General features: G+C 71.1%; 19 protein-coding genes and 1 pseudogene. 12 read left to right on the top strand and 8 right to left on the bottom strand.

Features of this window, described 5'->3' with window-relative positions:
* The first annotated feature begins 82 nt into the window (after positions 1 to 82).
* The 5 genes from ABD346_RS30545 to ABD346_RS30525 are packed head-to-tail and all read left to right on the top strand — an operon-like array spanning position 83 to position 4,324.
* Positions 83 to 1,084 carry an SDR family NAD(P)-dependent oxidoreductase gene (locus ABD346_RS30545; RefSeq protein ID WP_344379278.1) on the top strand — a complete coding sequence of 334 codons (1,002 nt, stop codon included), beginning with the start codon at positions 83 to 85 and terminating at the stop codon, positions 1,082 to 1,084.
* A 31-nt stretch (positions 1,085 to 1,115) separates the two neighbouring features.
* A complete protein-coding gene (locus ABD346_RS30540) occupies positions 1,116 to 1,829 on the top strand; it encodes a nucleotidyltransferase family protein (RefSeq protein ID WP_344379277.1) in 714 nt (237 codons plus the stop codon).
* Positions 1,830 to 1,836: 7 nt separating this feature from the next.
* Complete coding sequence (locus ABD346_RS30535; protein ID WP_344379275.1) at positions 1,837 to 2,745, top strand: NAD-dependent epimerase/dehydratase family protein; 909 nt, start codon at positions 1,837 to 1,839, stop codon at positions 2,743 to 2,745.
* Positions 2,742 to 3,404 (top strand): spherulation-specific family 4 protein, encoded by a 663-nt coding sequence (locus ABD346_RS30530; RefSeq protein WP_344379320.1) that lies wholly within the window; start codon positions 2,742 to 2,744, stop codon positions 3,402 to 3,404. The genes ABD346_RS30535 and ABD346_RS30530 overlap by 4 nt, the downstream gene beginning before the upstream one ends.
* A complete protein-coding gene (locus ABD346_RS30525) occupies positions 3,401 to 4,324 on the top strand; it encodes an endo alpha-1,4 polygalactosaminidase (RefSeq protein ID WP_344379274.1) in 924 nt (307 codons plus the stop codon). Before ABD346_RS30530 ends, ABD346_RS30525 begins: the two co-directional genes overlap by 4 nt.
* Positions 4,325 to 4,328: 4 nt before the next feature.
* Here the strand turns inward: ABD346_RS30525 and ABD346_RS30520 are convergent, their stop codons facing one another.
* The 4 genes from ABD346_RS30520 to ABD346_RS30505 form a co-directional block, all read right to left on the bottom strand.
* A complete protein-coding gene (locus tag ABD346_RS30520; RefSeq protein WP_344379273.1) occupies positions 4,329 to 5,228 on the bottom strand; it encodes an AEC family transporter in 900 nt (299 codons plus the stop codon).
* A 245-nt stretch (positions 5,229 to 5,473) separates the two neighbouring features.
* Complete coding sequence (locus ABD346_RS30515) at positions 5,474 to 6,910, bottom strand: benzaldehyde dehydrogenase (RefSeq protein WP_344379272.1); 1,437 nt, start codon at positions 6,908 to 6,910, stop codon at positions 5,474 to 5,476.
* Between the two features lie 203 nt (positions 6,911 to 7,113).
* Positions 7,114 to 8,298 carry a thiolase family protein gene (locus ABD346_RS30510; protein ID WP_344379271.1) on the bottom strand — a complete coding sequence of 395 codons (1,185 nt, stop codon included), beginning with the start codon at positions 8,296 to 8,298 and terminating at the stop codon, positions 7,114 to 7,116.
* Positions 8,299 to 8,446: 148 nt separating this feature from the next.
* Complete coding sequence (locus tag ABD346_RS30505) at positions 8,447 to 8,740, bottom strand: hypothetical protein (protein ID WP_344379269.1); 294 nt, start codon at positions 8,738 to 8,740, stop codon at positions 8,447 to 8,449.
* 187 nt (positions 8,741 to 8,927) lie between these two features.
* Between ABD346_RS30505 and ABD346_RS30500 the strand changes: the two genes are divergently transcribed.
* Positions 8,928 to 9,506 carry a DUF4352 domain-containing protein gene (locus ABD346_RS30500; RefSeq protein ID WP_344379268.1) on the top strand — a complete coding sequence of 193 codons (579 nt, stop codon included), beginning with the start codon at positions 8,928 to 8,930 and terminating at the stop codon, positions 9,504 to 9,506.
* A gap of 43 nt (positions 9,507 to 9,549) precedes the next feature.
* Here ABD346_RS30500 and ABD346_RS30495 read toward each other — a convergent pair whose 3' ends face one another.
* Complete coding sequence (locus tag ABD346_RS30495; RefSeq protein ID WP_344379267.1) at positions 9,550 to 10,572, bottom strand: LacI family DNA-binding transcriptional regulator; 1,023 nt, start codon at positions 10,570 to 10,572, stop codon at positions 9,550 to 9,552.
* Positions 10,573 to 10,820: 248 nt separating this feature from the next.
* Between ABD346_RS30495 and ABD346_RS30490 the strand changes: the two genes are divergently transcribed.
* Positions 10,821 to 12,068, top strand: a complete 1,248-nt coding sequence (locus ABD346_RS30490) for an MFS transporter (RefSeq protein WP_344379266.1) — start codon at positions 10,821 to 10,823, stop codon at positions 12,066 to 12,068.
* A 159-nt stretch (positions 12,069 to 12,227) separates the two neighbouring features.
* A complete protein-coding gene (locus ABD346_RS30485) occupies positions 12,228 to 12,923 on the top strand; it encodes an alpha/beta fold hydrolase (RefSeq protein WP_344379319.1) in 696 nt (231 codons plus the stop codon).
* A 71-nt stretch (positions 12,924 to 12,994) separates the two neighbouring features.
* Here the strand turns inward: ABD346_RS30485 and ABD346_RS30480 are convergent, their stop codons facing one another.
* The 3 genes from ABD346_RS30480 to ABD346_RS30470 form a co-directional block, all read right to left on the bottom strand.
* On the bottom strand, positions 12,995 to 13,618 hold the full coding sequence (locus ABD346_RS30480; RefSeq protein WP_344379265.1) for an isochorismatase family protein: 624 nt from the start codon (positions 13,616 to 13,618) through the stop codon (positions 12,995 to 12,997).
* Between the two features lie 117 nt (positions 13,619 to 13,735).
* The gene (locus tag ABD346_RS30475; RefSeq protein WP_344379264.1) at positions 13,736 to 14,728 is read right to left on the bottom strand and encodes a GlxA family transcriptional regulator; all 993 of its coding nucleotides are present in this window, start codon (positions 14,726 to 14,728) and stop codon (positions 13,736 to 13,738) included.
* A 132-nt stretch (positions 14,729 to 14,860) separates the two neighbouring features.
* The gene (locus tag ABD346_RS30470) at positions 14,861 to 16,309 is read right to left on the bottom strand and encodes an APC family permease (protein WP_344379262.1); all 1,449 of its coding nucleotides are present in this window, start codon (positions 16,307 to 16,309) and stop codon (positions 14,861 to 14,863) included.
* Positions 16,310 to 16,468: 159 nt separating this feature from the next.
* On the opposite strand from ABD346_RS30470, the gene ABD346_RS30465 reads away from it, so the two are divergent.
* From ABD346_RS30465 to ABD346_RS30450, 4 genes and pseudogenes are all read left to right on the top strand, one after another.
* Entirely contained in the window at positions 16,469 to 17,641 is a 1,173-nt protein-coding gene (locus ABD346_RS30465) for an ROK family transcriptional regulator (protein WP_344379261.1), read from the top strand.
* A gap of 126 nt (positions 17,642 to 17,767) precedes the next feature.
* Positions 17,768 to 18,591: pseudogene (locus ABD346_RS30460) on the top strand (exo-beta-D-glucosaminidase); the annotation flags it as partial.
* A gap of 79 nt (positions 18,592 to 18,670) precedes the next feature.
* Positions 18,671 to 19,147 (top strand): SRPBCC family protein, encoded by a 477-nt coding sequence (locus ABD346_RS30455; protein WP_344379260.1) that lies wholly within the window; start codon positions 18,671 to 18,673, stop codon positions 19,145 to 19,147.
* 65 nt (positions 19,148 to 19,212) lie between these two features.
* Entirely contained in the window at positions 19,213 to 20,112 is a 900-nt protein-coding gene (locus ABD346_RS30450; RefSeq protein ID WP_344379259.1) for an NAD-dependent protein deacetylase, read from the top strand.
* Positions 20,113 to 20,529: the final 417 nt, after the last annotated feature.

The following is a 20,529-nucleotide window of genomic DNA, read 5'->3' as shown; positions in this document are numbered from 1 at the left end:
CGGCACAGGGCGGGGCACCAGCCTCACGCACCGCACTCGAATGATCACCCAATGTTCTGAACAGCGTTGAAAGGAGCGGCAGTTGACTTCCGCACCGCTTGTCGCCGTCACCGGAGCCGAAGGCTTCATCGGCTCCCACCTCACCGAGGCCCTCGTCGCCTCCGGGCACCGCGTCCGCGCGATGGCCCAGTACAACTCCTTCTCGTCGTACGGCTGGCTGGAGACCCTGTCCGCCGACGTCCTGGACCAGGTCGAGATCGTCCTGGGCGACGTCCGCGACCCCGGCTCCGTGCGGGGTCTGGCCGAAGGTGCCGAGGCCGTCTACCACCTGGCGGCGCTGATCGCGATCCCGTACTCCTACCAGGCCCCGCACAGCTACGTGGACACCAACGTCACCGGCACGCTCAACGTGCTCGAAGCGGTCCGCGCCCTGGAGATCCCGCGCCTGGTGCACACCTCGACCAGCGAGACGTACGGCACCGCGCAGACCGTGCCCATCACCGAGGACCACCCCATCAACACCCAGTCCCCCTACGCCGCTTCGAAGGCCGGCGGGGACCGGCTCGCGGACAGCTACTACGCGAGCTTCGGCACGCCCGTGGTGACGCTGCGGCCCTTCAACACCTACGGGCCGCGCCAGTCGATGCGAGCCGTGATCCCCACGGTCATCGGCCAGGTCGCGGCGGGCTCGCGCACCATCACGCTGGGCGATCTGCGGCCGACCCGGGACTTCACGTTCGCCGCCGACACCGCGCGGGCCTTCCTCGCCGTGGGCACCGCCCCCGCCGAGCGCGTCGTGGGGCGCACCTTCAACGCCGGGACCGGCACCGAGATCTCGGTGGGCGACCTGGTGCGGCTCATCGGCAAGGTGATGGGCGCCGAACTCGACGTACGGGAGGACGGGCAGCGCATCCGGCCCGCCAACTCCGAAGTGATGCGTCTGGTCGCGGACGCGAGCCGGCTCACCGAAGCCACCGGCTGGCAGCCGGGGTTCGGCCTGGAGTCGGGCCTGGAGCGGACCGCGGAGTTCTTCCGCGACCCGGGCAACCTCGCCCGCTACAAGACCGGCATCTACAACATCTGACCCCGCCAGTCCCATTCTCAGGGAGGCTCCCATGCACGCAGTGATACTCGCCGGAGGCAAGGGCGTCCGGCTGCGGCCGTACACCACGGCGCTGCCCAAGCCGCTGGTTCCGATCGGCGATCAGCACGCGATCCTGGAGATCGTGCTGCGCCAGCTCGCGGCCGCCGGCTTCACCGGCTGCACCATCGCCATCGGCCACCTGGGCCAGATCATCCGCGCCTATGTGGGCGACGGTGAACGCTGGGGTCTGAACATCGACTACAGCACCGAGGAGAGCCCGCTCGGCACCATCGGCCCGCTGCTCACCATGCGGGACCGGCTGCCGGAGTCCTTCCTCGTCATGAACGGGGACATCCTGACCGACCTCGACTACGCGGACGTGCTCACCCGGCACCGCACCAGCGGCGCCCCGCTGACGATCGCCACGTACGCCCGCAAGGTGCACATCGACTTCGGGGTGCTGACCACCGACGACACCAAAGTGGTGGGCTTCACCGAGAAGCCCAGCATGGACTACCGGGTCTCGATGGGCGTGTACGGCCTGTCCCTCAGCACGCTGGCCGGATACACCTCTGGTCTGCCGCTCGGCTTCGACGAGCTGGTGCTCGACCTCCTGAAGGCCGAAACCCCGCCGCACGCCTACGCGTTCGACGGGTACTGGCTGGACATCGGGCGCCCCGACGACTACGACCGGGCGAACGCCGAGTTCACCACCCACCGTTCCCTCCTGCTGAAGGGGGCCTGACCCGCCCATGCGCATTCTCGTACTGGGCCACAGCGGCTACCTGGGCGGCCATGTCGCCCGGGAGCTGCGCGCCCTGCCCGGCGTGCGGTTCTTCGGCGCGGGCCGGGGCCCGACGGCCGACCTCTCCGTGGACCTCGCCACCGTCGGCCCCGGCCCGCTCGCCGAGCGGCTCTTCTCGTACGCCCCCGACGCCGTCATCAACTGCGCGGGGGCGGTCGGCCCGCAGTCCATGGCGCTGGCCGAAGTCAACGTGCGGGGCCCCGCCGTGCTGTGCGCGGCGCTGCGCGAGGCCGCCCCGACCGCCCGGCTCGTCCACTTCGGCTCGGCCGCCGAGTACGGGCCGAGCGGGATCGGCGAGCGCGTCACCGAGCAGTCCGCCGCCCGCCCGACCACCCTGTACGGAGCCACCAAGCTGGCGGGCACCCTGGCCGTCACCTCCTCCGGGCTCGACGCGGTGGTCCTGCGGATCACCAACCCGGTCGGTCCCGGCGCGCCCGCCGCCGGGCTGCCGGGCCGCCTCGCCCGGCAGCTGCGCGACCTCGGACCCCGCTCCGCGGTGCGGCTCGGCGACCTCTCCGCGCACCGCGACTTCGTGGACGCACGGGATGTCGCCCACGCCGCGGTCCTGGCGGCCATCGACGGCGGACCGCTGCCCCCGGTCCTCAACGTCGCGCGCGGACAGGCCGTCCCCGTAAGGGAGTTGGTGTACGAACTGGCCCGCGCCGCGGGGTTCAAGGGCCACATCGAGGAGAACGCCGAGGGCTCGGCGCGCTCGGCGGACGTGCCCTGGCAGTGCTCCGACCCGAGTGCGGCCCGGACCACCCTCGGCTGGTCGCCCCGGTATGCCCTCGCCGATTCGGTGTCCGCGCTGTGGGCGGCCGTGCGCGCCGAGCCGGACCGGGAACCGGTGCACTGATGCTGCTCGTTCCCCTCTATGTGCACCCCACCGAGGACCCGGCCGCCTGGCAGCGGCTCGCCGAGGCGGCGGACGGTCTCTACGGAGTGGTGCTCAACGCGGCGGACGGGCCGGGCGCCGCCCCGGACCCGGCGTTCGCCGAGCCGGTCGAGGCGTTGCGCTCGGCCGGCGTCCGGGTGCTCGGCTATGTCGACCTGGACTACGGCGCCCGGCCGCCGGCCGACGTGGTGCGGGACGTCGAGCGGCACCGCGACTGGTACGGGGCCGACGGCTGCTTCCTCGACCGCGCGCCCGCCGACCGGACCGGCCTGCCGTTCGTGCGGCAGGCCGCCCGGGCAGCCCGGCGGGCGGGCGCGGCCACCGTGGTGCTCAACCCGGGCGTGCATCCCGCGCCCGGCTATCTGCGGATCGCCGATCTCCTGGTCACCTTCGAAGGACACTGGAACACCTATGTGTCCGCCTTCACCCGGCCCGGCTGGGCCGACCGCCAGCCGCCGGAACGCCTGTGCCACCTGGTGTACGGCGTGCCCGGGGCGCTTCTCGCGCTCGCCCTGCGGACGGCCGGCGACCGCGGGGCGGGCGTGTGCTGCGTGGTCGAGCGCCAGCTACCCAATCCGTGGGCGGCTCTGCCGCCCGTGCTTCCCGGAAAGACGCCATGAACCGCACCCTGGCCCGCAATCCGATGGCGCTGCTCTGCACCGGCGTCACCCTTCTGCTGCTCGCCACCGCCTGTTCGTCCGGCCCCTCGGACGACGACGCGGACGGCCCGGACACCCCGCGGCCGACGGCCACGCCCTCCCCTTCCCACGCGCCCTCCACGACTCCCAAGCCCAGCCGGCCCGCCTCTCCGTCGCCCTCCCCCAGCGGTTCGGCGCCGGCGAAGCCATGGCAGCCCAAGCCCGGTACCGCCTGGCAGTGGCAGCTCAACGGCCGGGTGCAGGACGGCCCCGACGTCCCGGTGTACGACATCGACGGCTTCGAGAACACCGCGGCCGACGTCGCCAAGCTGCACAGTGAAGGCCGTAAGGCGATCTGCTACATCAACGCGGGCGCCTGGGAGAACTTCCGGCCCGACAAGGGGGACTTCCCGGCCGCCGTACAGGGCGAGAACAACGGCTGGGAGGGCGAGCGCTGGCTCGACATCCGGCAGATCGACGTGCTGCGTCCGCTGATGGAGCGCCGCTTCGACATGTGCAAGGAGAAGGGCTTCGACGCGGTCGAGCCGGATCTCATGGACGGCTACCTCAACAAGACGGGCTTTCCTCTCAAGGCCGCCGACCAGCTCGCGTACAACCGCATGCTCTCCGGCATCGCGCACGCGCGGGGCCTTGCGGTGGGTCTCAAGAACGATCTCCAGCAGATCCCGGAACTGGTGCCCGCCTTCGACTTCGCGGTCAACGAGCAGTGTGCGCAGTACGACGAGTGCGCACTGCTCACGCCGTTCGTGAAGGCGGACAAGGCGGTCTTCCACGTCGAGTACGAGCTGCCCACCAAGGACTTCTGTGCCGAGTCCGACAAGCTCGGGCTCTCCTCGATGCGCAAGAACCTCAAGCTGGACGTGTGGCGCCAGCCCTGCTGAGCGGTCAGCCGAGGAGGACCGCGATCAGAGAGAGGGACGCCATCGACAGGAGCGTCGAGAGCAGCACGGTGTCCCGGGGCAGCGCGGTGTCCAACCGGTACTCGGAGGCGAAGATGAAGGCGTTCTGCGCCGTGGGCAGTCCGGCGCAGAGCACCACCGCGAACAGCTCGTGCCCGCCGAGCCCGAAGGCCCACCTGCCCAACGCGTAGGCGAGCAGCGGCTGTACGGCGATCTTGAGGGCGACGAGCACGCTGCGCTCGGCCCGCTCCCCCGGGTCGGCCGCGGCCCGTGCGGTGAGCGACATGCCGAGCGCGAACAGGGCCGCGGGGACGGCGCCGCCGCCGAGGATGGTGAGCGGCGAGGCGACCTCGTCGGGCAGACGCAGCCCGAGGGCGGCGACGGCCACGCCTGCGGCCGATGCCCCGACTACCGGATTGCGTATGGGCAGTTGGAGCATCCGCAGCCAGCGGCGGCCCGCGTCACGGCGTACGTCGAGCTCTATCAGCACCAGGATCAGCGGAGTGATGAACAGCATCTGGAACAGGGCCGCCGCCACGATGAACGACGTGTCGTGCAGGACGTGCACGGCGACCGGGATGCCGAGGTTCGCCGAGTTCACATAGGACGCGGCCATCGCGCCGATCGCCTGCTCGGCCTTCTTGCGCCGGAAGAGCCGCCTGCTCGCGATCAGCCCCGCCGCGAACACGGCGACCAGGCTGAGGGCGAACACCGCGACGCCGGGCTGCGCCAGCTCGCCGGGCCGTGACTTCGCCATGGTGAGGAACAGCAGCGAGGGCATGGCGAAGGTGAACGCGAAGCGGCCGAGGACCTGCTGGGCCTGGTCACCGAGCAGGTTGAACCGCCCGGCGCCCCAGCCGAACGCGGTGATGGTCCAGATGGGCAAAAAGCCGGAGAGAACCGAGTGCACCGCCCAAGAATGCCGGACCGGTGTCCGGTGCCGGCGGTTGGGGGCTCGCTGTGCGAACGGCAGGCTTCGATCGGGGCGTGTCGCGTCGGGCCCCCGAGCGGTCCGGATGCCGCCGTGGCTCCATGCCCCGAAGGGGCGCGGGGAACCGCGCGACGAGCCACAGGCAGCCCGCAGCCGAAGAACCTCACCTTCCGCGGACAGCCGCACCCACCGCAGGGTGCTTAAAAGGGATGCCCCGCCGGTTCGCGGCGAACAGTGGTCCACCGCAACTGCGTAAACGCATCCAGGTTCGCCGAACCCCCGAACCGCGCCCCCGTCCCGGACGCCGCGATCCCCCCGAAGGGCGCGACCGCCTCATCGTTGACCGTCTGGTCATTGACGTGGGCGATCCCGGTCGGAATGCGGTCGGCGAGTTCGAGGCCGAGCGCGGTGTCCCGCGTGACGATGCCGAGCGAGAGACCGTACGGGCCCGCCGCCGCCAGGGCCGCGGCCTCGTCCAGGGTGGCGAAGGAGCGGACCGGGGCGACCGGTCCGAAGACCTCCTCGGCATAGGCGGGGGTGTGGTCGTCGACGTCGGCGAGCACGGTGGGGCGGTAGAAGAGGTCCCGGTGGGTGCCGCCCGCCGCGAGCCGCGCACCACGAGCCGTGCTGGACTCCACCAGGCCGTGGATCTTGCCGAGTTGGGACCGGTCGATGACCGGCCCCAGGTGGACCTGCTCGCGGTACGGGTCGCCGACGGCCAGCGCGTCGGCCTTGGCGGCGAGCCGCTCGATGTACTCCTCGTACAGCGAGGCGTGCACGAGGTGGCGGCCGGTGGTCATGCAGATCTGGCCCTGGTGGAAGAAGGACCCCCAGGTGGCCTGCGCGATCGCGCCCTCGATGTCGGCGTCGGCCAGCACGACGAGTGCGGAGTTCCCGCCCAACTCCAGGTGGGCGCGCTTGAGTTGACGGCCGGCCGCCTCGCCGACCCGGCGTCCGGCGGCGGTCGATCCGGTGAACGAGATGACGGGGATGCGCGGGTCGGCGACCAGCGCCTGCCCGGTCTCGGCGCCGCCGGGCAGGATGTGCAGCAGCCCCTCGGGAAGCCCGGCCTCGGCGAACACGGCCCCGAGCGCGAGCCCGCCGCACACGGCGGTACGCGGGTCGGGCTTCAGCAGGACGGCGTTGCCGAGCGCGAGTGCGGGGGCCACCGAGCGGATGGAGAGGATGAGGGGCGCGTTGAACGGGGCGATCACACCGGTCACGCCGACCGGGACCCGGCGGGTGTAGGAGAGCCGGGGCTGCTCGCTCGGCAGCACCTCACCGAGCGGCCGGGAAGCGAGGGCGGCGGCTTCGTAGCACTCCTGCGCGGCGACGTGCAGCTCGAAGTCCGCCTTGCCGGACACCGATCCGGACTCGCGGACCAGCCACTCCCGCAGCTCGTCGGCGTGGTGCGCGAACAGGTCGCCCGCCCGGCGCAGGACCGCCGCACGTTCGACATGCGGGGCGCGTGCCCAGGCGGCCTGCGCGGCGACGGCGGCCTCGGAGGCCGCATCGACGTCCTCCCCGGCGGCGAGGGTGACGGCGCCGAGCGACTCTCCCGTGGCGGGCTCGACGACCTCGTACTCACCCCCGGCGAGCGTTCTGGGCTGCCACGTCTTGGGGTCGAGCAGGGTCATGAGGCCTCTCCAGTCAGTGTGTCGCCCGAGGGGAGTCGCGTAGCGGCTTACGAGCCGGGCCGGTTGAGATCAAGGCAGTGCAGACACCCTTGCAGGACAAGGCAGTCGGGGTGTGCGAACGGCCATCGTAAGATGATTTACCGCTCAACGAAACCCGGGGCAGTCCACTCCTGGATTCTCAACTCCCTTACGCAGCCCGGCTGTTAGCGTTCCAGCACCAGCGCAAGCCCCTGGCCCACGCCGATGCAGAGGGCCGCGAGGCCCGTGCCCGAGCCGGCGGCGGCCAGCTGGTGGGCGACGGCTCCGGCGAGCCGGGCACCCGACGCGCCGAGCGGGTGGCCGATGGCGATGGCGCCGCCGCGCGGGTTGACCACGGCGGGGTCGAGTCCGGGCCACTCGGCGAGGCAGCCGAGCGACTGCGCGGCGAACGCCTCGTTCAGCTCGAACGTGGTGAGGTCGCCGAAGTCCTTGCCCGCCTTGGCGAGCGCCTTGCGGACGGCTTCCACCGGGCCGAGTCCGAAGAGCTGGGGCTCGATGCCGGTGACGGCGGAGCTGCGGATGCGGGCGAGCGGCTCGCGGCCGGTGGCGCGCAGCCCCTCCTCGTCGACGAGGAGCAGGGCGGCGGCGCCGTCGTTGAGCGGCGATGCGTTGCCCGCGGTCACCGAACCGTCCGCGCGGAAGGCGGGCTTGAGCCGGGCGAGCGCCTCCATGGTGGAGGACTCCCGGATGCACTCGTCGCGGAGCAGATCGACCCCGCCGTACGGGACGACCTCGCCGTCGTAGAGGCCCTTGGCCCATGCCTCGGCGGCCTTGCGGTGGCTGTCGAGGGCGAAGGCGTCCTGCTGTTCGCGGGTGATGCCGTGCCGGTCGGCGACGAGTTCGGCGCCCTCGCCGAGGGCGACCGTCCACTCGGCGGGCATCTTCGGGTTGGTCATGCGCCAGCCGAGGGTGGTCGAGTACATCTGCTGGTGGCCGGCGGGGAAGGCCCGCTCGGGCTTCTGCACGACCCAGGGGGCGCGGGACATCGACTCGACGCCGCCCGCGACGGCGATCGAGGCGTCGCCGACGGCGATGGCGCGGGCCGCCTGGATCACGGCTTCGAGGCCGGAGCCGCAGAGGCGGTTGACGGTGACACCGGGGACCGAGACGGGAAGCCCGGCGAGCAGCACGGCCATGCGGGCCACATCGCGGTTGTCCTCCCCCGCGCCGTTGGCATCGCCGAAGTACACGTCGTCGATGCGGGCCGGGTCGAGCTCCGGGGTACGGTCCACGAGCGACCGGACCACGTGTGCGGCGAGGTCGTCGGGCCGCACCGCGGCGAGCGCACCCCCGAACTTGCCGATCGGGGTGCGGACGGCGTCGACGATGTACACGTCGCGGATGCTCATCGGGTCTCTCCCACGGATCTCTTCACCGGTTCGGGGCCGCCACGATCGCCCGTTCGCCCAGTGAAGTGATGTTCATGAATGGCTGCGCCCGAGTCTCTGCCCGCCGCCGTCCGCTGTCAACGGGCCCAGGCCACAACGCGATCACACGTCACGGCCGGGGCGGGACCTCCCTGACCACCACGCCGAGACCGATGTCGAGTTCGGACCCGTCGACGAGCACCGCCTCGACCGCGCGGCCGGCCGAGTCGATCTCGGCCTCGATGCCGTGCCCGGCATAGCGCGGATAGCCCGATACCCCCCACTCACCGGTGGCCTCGACGACGGCGGACCGCACAGCGGTGTCCGCCACCGAGGCACCGCCCCGGTCCTCGACGTGCTCAGGAACGAGCAGGATCTCGAAACGCTGGGGGTGCCGGCTCGGGGGCCGCGGTTGGTTGCTCATGCTCCGACGCTAAACACCTGACGGCCGGACCGCACGCCGTCCCGCCCCACACTCCTCACAAGTCCCACCCGACACGATCAAGTCACATAGATACCGCCAAGTCGTCACGAACCAGCCACATCGATCGCGGCCGATCGACCCTGCGCCCCACACTGCGTCCCTCAGCCATGCACCATCTGGGGGCACCATGCGCCACACCATCGCCCATGCCATCGGTTCAGGCGTGCTTCTCCTCCTCGCGGGCACCGCCTGCACAGCGGGAAACACGGTCACCACCAAGCCCAACGACAGCAAGCCCTCCGCGCCCGGGTCGTCCCGAGCCGCCCAGCCCACAGCGAGCCGCGCGAAGACCGCCGTTGTCGGCGACACCATCACCCTCAAGGGCACGAACAAGGGCGAGCAGCTCGACGTCACGGTCAAGCGGTGGCTCGACCCCGCCGTGAGCGCCAACGAGTTCTCCGTTCCGCAGGACGGAAAACGGTGGGTGGCGGCGCAGTTCCAACTCGCCAACACCGGCTCGGCTCTCTATGAGGACAGTCCGTCCAATGGGGCGCAGGCCGCCGACACCGACGGTCAGCGGTTTCAGACGACGTTCGGTGACATCACCGCCGGGCCGCTGATCCCCGCGTCCGCCAAGGTTGTGCCCGGCGACAAGGCCCTCGGCTGGATCCTGTTCGAGGTGCCGAAGACGTCGAAGATCGCCACGGTGCAGTTCACCATGGACAGCGGGTTCGCCGACCAGACGGGCCAGTGGTCCGTGAAGTAGCCCCGCCACGGGCGCCTCCGCCGTCGAGGCCGAGGCGCCCCGCTCAGCTGGATTCGCGCGGCAGCGCCCTGGCGCCCATCAGGTCGTGCCGCTCCGGGGCGCCGTCCGGGTCGCGCACCACACGGTCCACCAGTTCGGCCAGGTGGCGGCCGGTCACCATCTCCACGTGGACCGTGCTCAGGCGGGGGCGGAGCAGTCGGCCGAGCAGGAGGTCGTCGGCGCCGATCACCGCGGTCTCGCGGGGGACATCGATGTCAGCGTCCTGGAGGGCGCGCATCAGGAGCATCGCGTACTCGTCGTTGTACGCGAACACCGCATCCAGGCCCAACTCCCGCCAGCGGCCCGCCAGTTCGGCCGCCGATTCCTCCGTGTACGCCATCGTGACGGGCTCGATCACCGTGTCGGTGCCGTGCGCGGCCTTGCGGGCGCCGGCCAGGCGCGGCTTGGAGAAGAGTTCGAGGCCGGGTTCCTCGGGGATCAGCACGCCGATGCGGCGGCGGCCCCGCTCGCGGAGGTGGGCCACCGCGCTCTCGCCGATCTCGCGCTGGTCCATCACGAGCGCGTGGGCACCCTCGACGCGTTGCGGGCCCAGCGTTATGACCGCCCGGGCCCCGGAGCGCTTGAGGAGCCGGACGCCCTGCGGGGTGAGTTCGATCTCGCCGAGCGAGACCACGGCGACGGGCCGCAGCTCGGCCCATGCGCGGGCCGCCTCGTCCGCGCCTAGCCCCAGGCTGCCGTACTGGACGACCGTGTAGTCCAGCCGGCGCAGCTCCCACTGGAGTTCGTTGAAGAAGCGGCTGTAGAGCGGGCCGACCGGGATGTGCGCGGTGGGAAGCAGCACGATCCGGGTGTGACCGGCGCGCAGGCTGCGGGCCGCGGCGTGCGGGACGTAGCCCAGTTCCTCGGCGGCGGCGCGGACCCGGACCCGGGTGGGTTCGCTGATCCGCACGGCCGAGGTGTTGTTGAGCACATAGCTCACGGTCGCCCGGGAGACCCCGGCCAGGCGGGCCACATCGGCGCTGGTCGGGACGGGACGGTCGGCAGGCTGCTTGGGTGTCTGGCTCATCGCGATCGGCATCTTTCCAGACGCATCCCGCTCGGGGTCTAGCGGATGGCCTGAATTCGATGCTACACAGTGCTTACACGAGCAATTGACACGTGTCACCACTCGCACCGGACGGCCTCGACCCTTGCGGTCACCGGTGTCACGCAGGCGACCTTCCGGACCGGTACCCCTCAATTCCGGCCGGTCAGGACGCCGCCCCGCACAGCACCCGCACCCCTCATCCGCCTCCTCACTCCTCGGAGGGCAGCGTGGCCCTTTCCTCCCCCGGTACCGGCATTCCGGTGGCCGTCACCGCCCCGGCTCCGCGGCCCGCACGCGGGCTTCTTCCGCTGCTCCTGCTCGGCAACACCGCCCTGTACGCCCTCTACATCGGCGTGCCCGGCGTGCTGCTCGCGCTCCAGATCGAGCACATCGACGCAGCGCACAAGGTCGCCGCCCTCGGACTCGTCTCGGGTGTCTCGGCGATCTTCGCGACCGTGTTCAACCCGGTGGCGGGCGCGCTCTCCGACCGCTCGGGGCGCCGCAATCCCTGGATCCTCGGCGGCGGGCTGCTCGCGCTGCCCGTGATGTTCCTGCTCGGCACGGTCCACACGATCCTGCTGGTCACCATCGTGTGGTGCCTGGGCCAGGCGGTTCTCAACGTCTACCAGGCCGCCCTCACCTCGGTCGTCCCCGACCGGGTCCCGATGGCCGCGCGCGGCAAGGCGTCGGCGGCCGTAGGGCTCGGGCTGCCGTTCGGCTCGACCATCGGGGCACTGCTCGGCGCCGCCTTCTCTGACCACTACCGCACCGGCTACCTGGTTTTCGGAGCACTCGTCGCGGCCGCAGGGGTGATCTTCACCGCCGGTACGCGCGAGGAACGGCGGCCCGCCAAGGCGGCGCTGCCCGTCGGGCGACAGCTCGCCGCGTTCACCGAGGCACTGCGCGACCACGACTTCCGCTGGGCGTTCATCGGCCGCGCGCTGCTCGTCCTCGGCTACTTCGCGGTGGCTGGATATCAGCTCTACATCCTCCAGGACCACACGCATCTGCCCGCCGGACTCGAGCCCGAGCAGGCCGTGGCGATCCTGATGCCCGTCAACGCGCTCGCGATGGTCGTCTCCACCGTCCTCGGCGGCTGGCTTTCCGACCGCCACGACCGCCGCAAGCTGTTCGTCGGCGCGTCGGCCGCGCTGTCCGCGGCGGCCCTGGTCATCCCGGCCGTCTCGCCGGGCTGGCCCGCGATGATCGCGTTCTCGGTCGTCAACGGCCTGGGCTTCGGCTGCTACATGGCGGTCGACACCGCGCTGGTCACCCTGGTCCTGCCGAAGGCCGAGGACGCCGCCCGCGACATGGGCGTCCTGAACGTCGCCAACGCGGGCCCGCAGATCGTCGCCCCCTTCGCGGCCTCGCTGATCGTCTCGGTCAGCGGCGGCTACACCGCACTCTTCCTGGCCGGAGCCGCGCTCTCGGTCCTGGGCGCGCTCGCGGTGCGCCCGATCAGGTCCGTGCGCTGAGAGACGTACGGGTCCGGGGCCGGCGCACACCTGACAGGCGTGCCGGACCATGATCCGTACACGTACGGTTCCGGGGCGGGCCCGCTCCTGACCGCACCGCCCGCCCCGGCCCCGTACCACCATCGCCCGACAGCACCACCCGTACCGAAAGGCATCACCGTGCAGCTCAACACCCGCACCTGGGGAGAGGGCGACCGTGTCGCGCTCCTGATCCACGGGATCATGGCCGACCACCGCACCTGGCGGAAGGTCGGTCCCGCGCTCGCCGAGCGGGGCTACCGCGTCATCGCGGTGGACCTGCGCGGCCACGGGGCGAGCGGGCGCGGCGAGTACACCGCCGAGCTCTTCGCCGACGATCTCGTCGAAACCCTCCCGGCCGGTGCCGAGCTGGCGATCGGCCACTCCCTCGGCGGGCTCTCCCTGTCGCTCGCCGCCGACCGGCTGCGGCCGGCCCGCGCGGTCTACTCGGACCCCGCCTGGAACGTCAACTCCCAGCAGCAGGGCATCAGTCCGGAGATCTTCGCCCAGTTCAAGGCAGCGAGCCGGGCGACGGTCGCGGCGCTCAATCCGCGCTGGGAGGCCGAGGACGTCGACATCGAGCTGGCCACGCTGAAGCTCTGGGACGAGAACAGCGCGCTCGGCCTCGCCCCGATATTCAGCGCGGACCAGGTCCCCGAGAAGGCCGTCGTCCCCTCGCTCGTCCAGTTCGCCGACGGGAGCTTCCTGTACGACACGAGCGAGGTGGCACGCCTCGAAGCACGCGGTTTCGAGGTGCGTACGGTCAAGGGCGCGGGGCACACCATCCACCGCGACGACTTCGAAGGGTTCATGGCGTCGCTGGAGGGGTGGGTCTGACGGCCCGTCAAGTAGCCGGGTGCGCCGGGCGGCAGGGCACCCCCGTGACTCTGCCGCCCGGCGCCGGGTCGTCACTCGGGGAGCTCGTCGACCGTGGCCACCACGATGCCGAACAGGTCCGTGATCGAGGTGAGCGCCGCGGCCTGGAGGGCGGCCGCAGGGAGCACCGTGCCGTCGGGGGCGGCGAGCGCCCGGGTGGCCGTGGTCTCGGCGACGACCGTGGGACGGTAGCCGAGGTTGAAGGCGCCCTGGGATGTGTAGTTGACGCACATGTGGGTCATGAACCCGCCGATGACCAGGTCCTTCCCCCTGCCCGGGGCGGCGCCGAGCCCGGTCAGTGTCTTCTCCAGTTCCGTGAGGTGGAAGGCGTTGGGGACCTGCTTGACCACGACCGGCTCGCCGTCCCCCGGCGCGACCTCGTCGCTGATGGCGCCGAGGTGGGCACGGATGTCGTACGGGCTTCCCTCGCCACCGTCGTTGATGATGTGCACGACCGGGGCGCCCGCGGCGCGGGCCCGCTCCAGCAGGCGGGCCCCGGCGGCGAGGGCTTCCTCGGCACCCTCCAGGGCCATCACACCGGTGCGGTAGGTGTTCTGGAAGTCGATCATGATCAGGACGGACTCGCTCAGCTTCGGCGGCCGGTTGTCCAGGCCGGCGACGTCGCGGAGGGTGGTGGAGGGCGTGTCGGTGCTCATCAGGTGCCTTTCACAAGGGAGTTGGGCATGGCGAAGCCGACGGGCTCGCATGTGGGGTGGTCAGGGAGTCGGGCATGGCGAAGCCGTCCGGCTCGCATGTGGGTTGGTTTCGGAAGGTCAGGCGGGCTGGGTGCGGAAGCGGCGGCGGTAGGCGGCCGGCGTGGCGGCGAGCTGCCGCTTGAACGCGCGGTGCAGGGTTTCGACCGAGCCGAGTCCGGCCGCGTCCGCGACCTCGTCGAGCGGGCAGTCGGTGGTTTCCAGGAGGCGCCGGGCCGCCTCGACCCGGGCGGCCTCGACATAGGCGGCGGGGCCGGCGCCGGTCTCCTGTTTGAAGACGCGGGCGAAGTGCCGCTCGCTCAGGCACATCCGGGCCGCCAGCGCTTCCGCCGACAGGTCGTCGCCGAGGTGGTCGGCGATCCACAGCCGCAGCTCGTCGATGTCGCGCCGGGAGGTGGCGGGCCGGCTCAGCGGCACGGAGAACTGGCTCTGGCCGCCCTGGCGCCGGAGGTACATCACGAGTTGCCGGGCCACCGCGAGGGCCACGTCCTCGCCCAGGTCCTCGGCCACCAGCGCAAGCGCGAGGTCCAGGCAGGCGCTGATCCCGGCGCCTGTCCACAGCCTTCCGCGGTCGGTGCGTACGAAGATCGGGTCCGGGTCGACCGTGACGGCCGGGTGGTCCGAGGCGAGCTGGGCGGCGGTCGACCAGTGGGTGGTCGCCGTCCGCCCGTCGAGGAGCCCTGCCGCGGCGAGCACATGGGCGCCCACGCACACCGATGCCACCCGCCGGGCGTGTGGCGCGGTGTCCTTCACCCAGGCCACGACGTCTTTGTCGATCCGGGCGAGGGGGCCTTCGTCGGTCATGTCCACCGCGCCGGGCACGAGCAGGGTGTCCACCCGCGCGCCGACCTCGTCGAAGGACAGGTCGGCGAGCAGCCTCACCCCCGCAGAGGTGCGCACCTCGCCGGACGCGGGCCCGGCCAGGCGGACCTCGTATCCGGCGCCGCCCGAGGTCTCCCGGTTGGCCAGGGCGAAGACCTCGGCCGGTCCGGTGACGTCGAGGAGGTCGACATCGGGGAAGACCGCGATGACGACCCGGTGCGAAGTGGGCATGACCCCATCCTCACCGCGGGTCCCAGCGGCCGCAATGACGATTCCCTGTCACATCCGGACATGCGGCCCCGCCGGGTTCGGCGACCCGGCGGATACGCCCGGCCGATGGGCGACCGGGTGCCGGCTCCGGCCTCAGGCGGGCAGCACCTCCACCTCGGACTCGTCGAGATACTCCTCGCGTATCTCGCGCGGTCCGAACGGCCAGACCTTCTCGAAGCGCGCCCACAGGACGAAGGCGACGCAGCCGAGCGCCAGCCAGGCCAGTGACCATTCGATGGGGTGGCGGCCGGGCGAGTTCTTGTCGGCATAGCCGTAGATGGTGAGCCAGCCGACCAGGGCGATCAGGCTCGGCAGCGGGTAGAGCCACATCCGGTACGGGCGGCGGAGCCCGGGCTGCCGCTTGCGCAGCACGGTGACGGCGAGGATCTGGGCGAGCGCCTGGACGATGACCATCACCGTGGTGAGCAGCTGGATGAGGGTGGCCAGATCGGTGTGGCGCCCGATCATGAAGCCGACGGCGGTCACGACGCCCATCGTGACCAGGCCCAGCGTCGGGAAGCGGTGCCGGGGGTGCAGCTTGGCGTACGGGCGGAAGAACACCTTGTCGCGGGCGGCGTCGTACGGGACCCGGGAACCGCCGAGCAGCCCGGTGAACACGGAGGCGAACGCGGTGATCAGGATGAGGACGGTGACGACGTCGGCGGCGCCCTTGCCCCAGGTCTTCTCCAGGACCGCGGAGGCGACCGACGTGGAGGCGATGTCGTTCGGGTCCAGCATCCGCTGCCAGTCGATGACGCCGAGGGTGCCGATCTGGAGGAGCAGGTAGATCGCCATGATGCCGAGGACGGAGTAGATGATGGAGCGCGGCAGGGTGCGTCCGGGGTCCTTGATCTCGGCGCCCATGTAGGCGGTGGTGTTGTAGCCGAGGTAGTCGTAGATGCCGATGGTGAGACCCGCGGCGAATCCGATCCAGAACTGACTGCTCGTCAATTCGAAGGCACCCACGGGGTAGTCGAAGGCCAGGTGCGGGCTGAAGTGGGTGGCGGCGGCGATGATCACCAGGGCCACCGAGGCGATCATCACGACCCACATGGCCGCGGTGATCCGGGCGATGTGCTCGATGCCGCGCCAGAGCAGCAGGACCACGAGGGCGATGATGCCGAGCCCGATCAGGTCACCGGAGGTCTTGCCGAGGTCCGGGGCGAGGTAGCCGAGGTACTGGACGAAGCCGACGACGCCGGTGGACATGATGAGCGGGATGAAGAGCATGGCCGTCCACACGAAGAGGAACGGCATGAGGCGGCCGGTGCGGTACTGGAAGGCCTGGCGCAGATAGACGTAGCTCCCGCCGGAGCCGGGCAGCGAGGCGCCGAGCTCGGCCCAGATGAGGCCGTCGGCGAGGGCGAGTATCGCGCCGGCGACGAAGCCGATGACGGCCTGCGGCCCGCCGAAGGCGGCGACCATCAGCGGGATGGTCACGAAGGGGCCGATCCCGCACATCTGGCTCATGTTGATGGCGGTGGCCTGGAAGAGTCCGATCCGGCGGACGAAGCCGCCGGCCGACGGAGGGGTTCCGGACACTGAGGTCCTCCCGGGGCTGATGGGCGAGAAGAGGGAGCTGCTGCGGATGCGCCAGTGCGGGGTTCCCTCGGCGTGGGGCGTGCTTAAGTTAAGTACCTTTACTTTCACCGTCAAGGGGTCGTCAGTGAACAGCTCTGACCGATGCGTGAGAATGATGCGATGACCAGCAGCGACGAGGGCGACCTGCCCTGGAACCCGCAGCGGCAGCGCAGTTCCAACGAGCGGCTGCTGCTCGACCGGCTGCGCTCCGGGGGCCCCGCCTCCCGGGCCCAGCTCGCGCGGGACACCGGCCTGTCCAAGCCCACCGTGTCCAGCGCGCTCGCCTCGCTGGAGGTGGCGGGCCTGGTCCGCGAGGCGGGCACGGTCGTCCCCGAGCGGGGCCGCGCCGCCGTGCTCTACGCGCCCGACCCGACGGCGGGTTACGCGCTGGGCATCGACATCGGCCGGGCCTGGCTGCGGATCGCCCTGGCTGACCTCGACGGCAAGGTGGTGGCCCGCTCCGAGGTCCGCAACCACGCCCGCACCTCGGCCACGATGGCCGACCTGGTCGTCACCAGCGCGCACCAGCTCGTCGAGGGTTCCGGCGTGGACGCGGACAAGGTCGCCCAGGCGGTGGTCGGCACCCCCGGCGTGTACGACGCCGAGAAGCGACGCGTGCGTTATGCCCAGCATCTGCCGGGCTGGGGCAGGCCGGGCCTCTTCGACCAGATGCGGGAGCGGCTCGGCATACCACTCGCGGTCCACAACGACGCGAATCTGGCGGCGCTCGGCGAGTACACGTTCGGCGTCGGCGCGGGCAGCAGACTCTTCGTGTATGTCATGATCGGCACCGGTCTCGGCATGGGCGTGGTCAGCGAGGGCCAGCTCTTCACCGGAGCGCACGGCGGCGCGGGCGAGATCGGCTTCCTGCCGTGGCCCGGCCTCCAGAAACCGGACACCCTGGAGGACGCGGTCTCCGGCGACGCGGTCGTCGCGGCCGCGCGCTCGCTCGGCATGGCGGGCCCGCTCACCGCGAAGGACGTCTTCGACGCTGCACGGGCCGGAACTGCCCCTGCCGCCAAGGCGGTTCAGCTGGAGGGCGAGCGGATCGCGCACACCGTGGCAGTGGTCGCGGCCGTCCTCGACCCCGATCTCGTGGTGCTCGGCGGCGGCGTCGGCCACAGCGCGGATCTGCTGCTGCGCCCCGTACGGGAGACGCTCCGCGCGCTCACCCCGCTGCGGCCGAAGGTGGCACCGAGTGCGCTCGGGGAGGACGCGGTGCTGCTCGGCGCGGTGGCGACGGCGCTCGGAACGGCGCGGGACGTGGCCTTCGAGCGGCGCTCGGCACACTGAGGACTCCGTGTCACCCCTCAGGCCTGCGATTGACATGCCCCTCTCACCCCCTCTAGCTTGCTGATACGAGTTAGTAAGGATTCTTTACTTGTAGCGATGCAGCGATGCGCGGATGTTCCGACCAGCCGCAACGCGAAGGACGCGACGAAGCCGGCGACCGGGGTCGTGTACTGGATGTTCAACAGTGGATGGACGTCCCTGCACTGGCAGTTGGTGGACCGTTACCTGGATCAGGGCGGCGCCTACTTCGGCGCGAAGAAGGCGAACGAGCCGCTGCACATCCAGTACGGGTACGACAACCACGCGGTGTCGGTGGTGAACAGCCGACCCGATGCGGCGTCCGGCTCACCGCCCGCGCCTCGCTCTTCGATCTGGACGGCACCCGGAAGTACGACCGTACGGTGACGGGTGTGAAGGCCGGCGACAACGGCGCGAGCACCACCGCGCTGACCGTCCCGGCGTCGGTGAGCGGCATGTCGACGACGTACCTCGCGAAGCTGGTGCTGAGCGACGGCACGGGCAAGGAGGTGAGCCGGAACGTGTACTGGCTCTCCGCCAGGCCGGACACCCTGGACTACGCCCACACCGACTGGTTCCACACCCCGACCACGGCGTACGCCGACCTGAAGGGCCTGGCCGCGATGCCGCGGGCGGCGGTGTCCGCGAGCGGGGCGACGACGGTGGGCGCGGACGGCACGTCCACGACGACGGTGACGGTACGGAACACGGGCTCGGGGCTCACCCCGGCACTGCTGACCGACGTACACCTGGTGAACGCGTCGGGCACCCCGGCTCTCCCTGTGCGGTGGTCGGACAACCAGGTGAGCCTGTGGCCCGGGGAGTCGACGACGTTGACGGCGACGTACCGCACGGCGGACCTGCACGGCTCGGCGCCGATGCTGCGGGTGTCGGGGTGGAACACGGCGACGGCGACGGTGCCGGGGAACTGAGGGGCGGTGGATCAGCCGGTTCGACCAGGGCAGGGTCGACGCCCTCGCGGACCTGAAGAGAGCATGGGAGCAGCCCCTCATGGACAGCAAGACGTTCGTGTACACGACCTACATCCGCACCACCCCCGAACGGCTGTGGCAGGCCCTGACGGACTCGGCCTTCACCGAGCGGTACTGGGGCGTGGGCTTCGACAGCGACTGGAAGAAGGGCTCGCCGCTGGTCTGGAAGCAGGGCGGTGCGACGATGGCGGACCCGGAACAGATCGTGCTCGTCTCGGACCCGTACCGCCAACTCTCCTACACCTGGCACTCGTTCACGGATGAGTGGGCCAGGGCGGTCGGCATCGCGGAGGACGTACAGGCGCAGATCGCGGTGGAGCGCCGGTCGAATGTCACCTTCGATCTGGAGCCCCAGGGCGACCAGGTCAAGCTGACCGTCACGCACGACTTCGACCCTGAGGGCATCCTGCACGACATGTGCAGCCAGGGCTGGCCGCCGATCCTGTCCAGCCTGAAGACCCTCCTGGAGACGGGCGAGCCCCTCCCGGCGCACTGAGCCCCCGTCTCGTTCGACCGGCCGTCCCGTACCGGTGTCCCGGCCGTTTTCGTAGGCTTGACGGCATGCGCATGCGCCCCACTCTGAGCTGGACGCCCACCGACGGCCTGAGGCCCGGCACCACGGATCCCGGGCCGGTCGCCGATGCGCTGCGGGCCGGCGGTGTGCTGGTGCTCAGCGGGGCCGGCATCTCCACGGAGTCGGGCATCCCCGACTACCGGGGCAAAGACGGGAGCCTGAGCCGGCACACCCCGATGACGTACCAGGAATTCACCGCGAGTGCCAGGGCGCGGCGCCGCTACTGGGCGCGCAGTCACCTCGGCTGGCGTACGTTCGGCCGTGCCCGGCCCAACGCCGGGCACCTGGCCGTGACGGCCTTCGAGCGCCACGGCCTGCTCTCGGGCGTGATCACCCAGAACGTCGACGGCCTGCATCAGGCCGCGGGCAGCGAGGGCGTGGTGGAACTGCACGGAAGCCTCGACCGGGTCGTCTGCCTCTCCTGCGGCGTTTTCAGCGCGCGCCGCGAACTCGCCCGGCGGCTCGAAGAGACAAATGTGGGCTTCGCACCGGTGGCCGCCGGAATCAACCCCGACGGTGACGCCGATCTCACCGACGAACAGGTCGGGGACTTCCGCGTCGCGGCCTGCGCGGAATGCGGCGGCATCCTCAAACCGGACGTGGTGTTCTTCGGCGAGGCCGTGCCGCCCCAGCGGGTCGCGCGCTGCCGCGAACTGGTCGACGGGGCGACCTCCCTGCTGGTCCTTGGCTCCTCGCTCACCGTGATGTCCGGCCTCAGGTTCGTCCGCGAGGCGGCCCGGGCCGGCAAGCCCGTACTCATCGTCAATCAGGACCCGACACGCGGCGACCAGCACGCCGTCACCCGGGTCGCACTCCCCCTGGGCGCGGCCCTCACCGCTCTGGCCGACCGGCTGCACATCCCCGTCGACGCCCGGAAGACCGCCTGAGGGGGCTTGCATCAGCCCTGCCGAGCCAGGTGAACCGATTCGGACTATCCGGCGTCGACCCCGTCATATCTGACAGGTAATCAATCAATGGGGCCGTCGCGCACGGCATGCCGCCGGACCTGGGGCAGTGACCGTTTTCGGCTTGCCGTCTCGTAGCGGCCACGGTTCGCGACGACCGGCGCAAAAGCAGCCACGAGCAGCCCACATTACGGAGTCATGGTTGTTACATGACCAACTCTTTCCCTACGCTGCTCGTGCCGGGAACGACAGCAGCAATTCGCGTCATTGCTCATGCCGTTGACCGCACGCAAGGGAACGACACCCACGCACGGCACATACGTGCACACGGAAATGGGGCCACACCGAAACGGCATGGCCCCAAGGACGCCTTGGTATGCAACGCCTCGCACCGGCCGT

Source organism: Streptomyces mauvecolor, assembly GCF_039532965.1.
GTDB classification, from domain to species: domain Bacteria; phylum Actinomycetota; class Actinomycetes; order Streptomycetales; family Streptomycetaceae; genus Streptomyces; species Streptomyces violascens.
The sequence above is the reverse complement of the archived record's forward strand: the minus strand, read 5'-3'. Positions and strand labels throughout refer to the sequence as shown.

What these genes read in the sequence shown, in the direction of transcription:
- ABD346_RS30540 (WP_344379277.1), top strand. Translation starts at nt 1,116, where the DNA reads ATGCACGCAGTGATACTCGCCGGAGGCAAGGGCGTCCGGCTGCGGCCG.
- ABD346_RS30535 (WP_344379275.1), top strand. Translation starts at nt 1,837, where the DNA reads ATGCGCATTCTCGTACTGGGCCACAGCGGCTACCTGGGCGGCCATGTC.
- ABD346_RS30525 (WP_344379274.1), top strand. Translation starts at nt 3,401, where the DNA reads ATGAACCGCACCCTGGCCCGCAATCCGATGGCGCTGCTCTGCACCGGC.
- ABD346_RS30515 (WP_344379272.1), bottom strand. Translation starts at nt 6,910, where the DNA reads ATGACCCTGCTCGACCCCAAGACGTGGCAGCCCAGAACGCTCGCCGGG.
- ABD346_RS30510 (WP_344379271.1), bottom strand. Translation starts at nt 8,298, where the DNA reads ATGAGCATCCGCGACGTGTACATCGTCGACGCCGTCCGCACCCCGATC.
- ABD346_RS30505 (WP_344379269.1), bottom strand. Translation starts at nt 8,740, where the DNA reads ATGAGCAACCAACCGCGGCCCCCGAGCCGGCACCCCCAGCGTTTCGAG.
- ABD346_RS30500 (WP_344379268.1), top strand. Translation starts at nt 8,928, where the DNA reads ATGCGCCACACCATCGCCCATGCCATCGGTTCAGGCGTGCTTCTCCTC.
- ABD346_RS30495 (WP_344379267.1), bottom strand. Translation starts at nt 10,572, where the DNA reads ATGAGCCAGACACCCAAGCAGCCTGCCGACCGTCCCGTCCCGACCAGC.
- ABD346_RS30480 (WP_344379265.1), bottom strand. Translation starts at nt 13,618, where the DNA reads ATGAGCACCGACACGCCCTCCACCACCCTCCGCGACGTCGCCGGCCTG.
- ABD346_RS30475 (WP_344379264.1), bottom strand. Translation starts at nt 14,728, where the DNA reads ATGCCCACTTCGCACCGGGTCGTCATCGCGGTCTTCCCCGATGTCGAC.
- ABD346_RS30465 (WP_344379261.1), top strand. Translation starts at nt 16,469, where the DNA reads ATGACCAGCAGCGACGAGGGCGACCTGCCCTGGAACCCGCAGCGGCAG.
- ABD346_RS30455 (WP_344379260.1), top strand. Translation starts at nt 18,671, where the DNA reads ATGGACAGCAAGACGTTCGTGTACACGACCTACATCCGCACCACCCCC.
- ABD346_RS30450 (WP_344379259.1), top strand. Translation starts at nt 19,213, where the DNA reads ATGCGCATGCGCCCCACTCTGAGCTGGACGCCCACCGACGGCCTGAGG.